Consider the following 1,786-nt stretch of genomic DNA (forward strand, 5'->3'; position numbering starts at 1 on the left):
ACGAAGCATTCCTGTAGAGCGTTAATTTTCCGCTTTGAAAAAAGTGAAGCGCCCCCGTAAGATGGAATTATGCACAGGGTCATAACCCTAAAATTCACTATCTAGGAGGACGCTTTACTATGAAATTCAAACAACAGAATGCTCAAAATCAACGGATAGAACGTATCACCAGTAATCACATTGTTGTCGGTATCGACATTGCCAAAGAGACTCAAGTAGCTCGAGCTGTAACTTACCGTGGTATCGAGCTTGGCAGGCCTTGCTCGTTTAAAAATGACGATGTGGGTTATCAAAAACTATTAAGTTGGATTAAATCGTTACAAAATCAACAGAACAAGACCAGTGTTATTGTCGGTATGGAGCCAACAGGTCATTACTGGCTTAACCTCGCCTGGTGGCTTTTAGAACAGCGTTTTGAAGTAGTTACCGTTAATCCTTATCACGTTAAAAGCAACAAGGAGAATCGAGATAATTCCCCCACCAAAAATGATCTGAAGGATGCACTGGTTATAGCCGATATGGTGAAGAATGGTTATTACTCCCCCTTGCGGTTGCCAACTGGGAAATATCAAGCACTCCGTGTTTTAATGAGCGACCGGGAGTTTATCATTAAACAGTTCATCTCGATCCAGAATCAGATTCATCGCTGGTTGGATATCTGGTTCCCAGAGTACCATCGAGTATTCAAAGATTGGAGCTGTAAAACCTCTCTAGTAACCCTTAGGTTGTTCCCATTACCATCAGAACTAAAGATCCTTTCTCCGGAAGAAATCTATGCCAGTTGGAAACCCCATATGAAACGCAGGGCAAGTATATCGTTCGCTAAAGCACTAGTGGAGCAAGCGCAGCAATCCATTGCTCAGAATGTCGCTCCAGAGCAAGTGAAACGTTCCCTGTTGTTTCTGCTAGATCAGTATGAACGATTAACAGCAGAATTGGGACAGCTTGAACAAGAAGCTATTTCACTTATGAAAGAGATTCCACAAGCTCAAAGTTTATTGACCATTCCAGGCATCGGTAAAATCACAATAGCCGGTATTTTAGCTGAGACTGGGGATTTAAGCATGTTTCGCCATGGCCAACAAGTGCTCCGACTCGCGGGGTTACATTTAGGCGAAGATAGTTCTGGCAAGCATAAGGGTCAAATTCGGATTACCAAACGAGGGCGCCCCGGTCTTCGAAAGTTCTTGTACTTAGCTGTGTTACACCTAGTTGTAAACAATGAGGAATTTCGATCACTCCATCATCACTACACTCGAACGAAAAAGATGAAAAAGGTACATTCAATCATAAAACTATGTGGTAAGCTGGCACGAATTCTGGTAGGCATTGTTCGTCAAGAACAGACTTACATTCCTGAGAAAGTTGTTACTGCTACAACCGCAGCTTGAGTAAAAATAAGCTTAATAAATAACGTAAATTGGCTTGTTCGCAGGATTTCAGAAAAAGAAAGCACCCGAGTACTGAATTTTCATTCCTTAAGGGCACAGACCCGTGAACGAAGCAGATCAGCCTCCATCCCTTGGACAGGTATAACGATGGAATGACAGGGTACAATGACCCGTTGAGTCATGGGAGGGAGAACCACCGAGGGCAGCATGGAGCAGTGTGCAGGATATGGAAAGATATGGGAATAGATGACTATCCCTCTGTTTCCGCATGCCCTCATGTATCAAAGGGACTCCCACCACTATCTGATTCTATCGTTCACCACTTTTATGGGATGTGAAATCCTGCGAACAAGCGAGCATACGTAAGAAAATCTAATCATTCTGAGGGAGGAATG

At 43.3% G+C, this 1,786-nt stretch carries 1 protein-coding gene; it reads left to right on the forward strand.

Features of this window, described 5'->3' with window-relative positions:
* Nucleotides 1-119: 119 nt before the first annotated feature.
* Nucleotides 120-1,391: an IS110 family RNA-guided transposase gene (locus tag AC58U0_RS37225; protein WP_497383664.1), complete on the forward strand. Its 1,272-nt coding sequence runs from the start codon at nucleotides 120-122 to the stop codon at nucleotides 1,389-1,391.
* Nucleotides 1,392-1,786: the final 395 nt, after the last annotated feature.

The organism is Paenibacillus sp. J31P190, assembly GCF_059692075.1.

What these genes read in the sequence shown, in the direction of transcription:
- AC58U0_RS37225 (WP_497383664.1), top strand. Translation starts at nt 120, where the DNA reads ATGAAATTCAAACAACAGAATGCTCAAAATCAACGGATAGAACGTATC.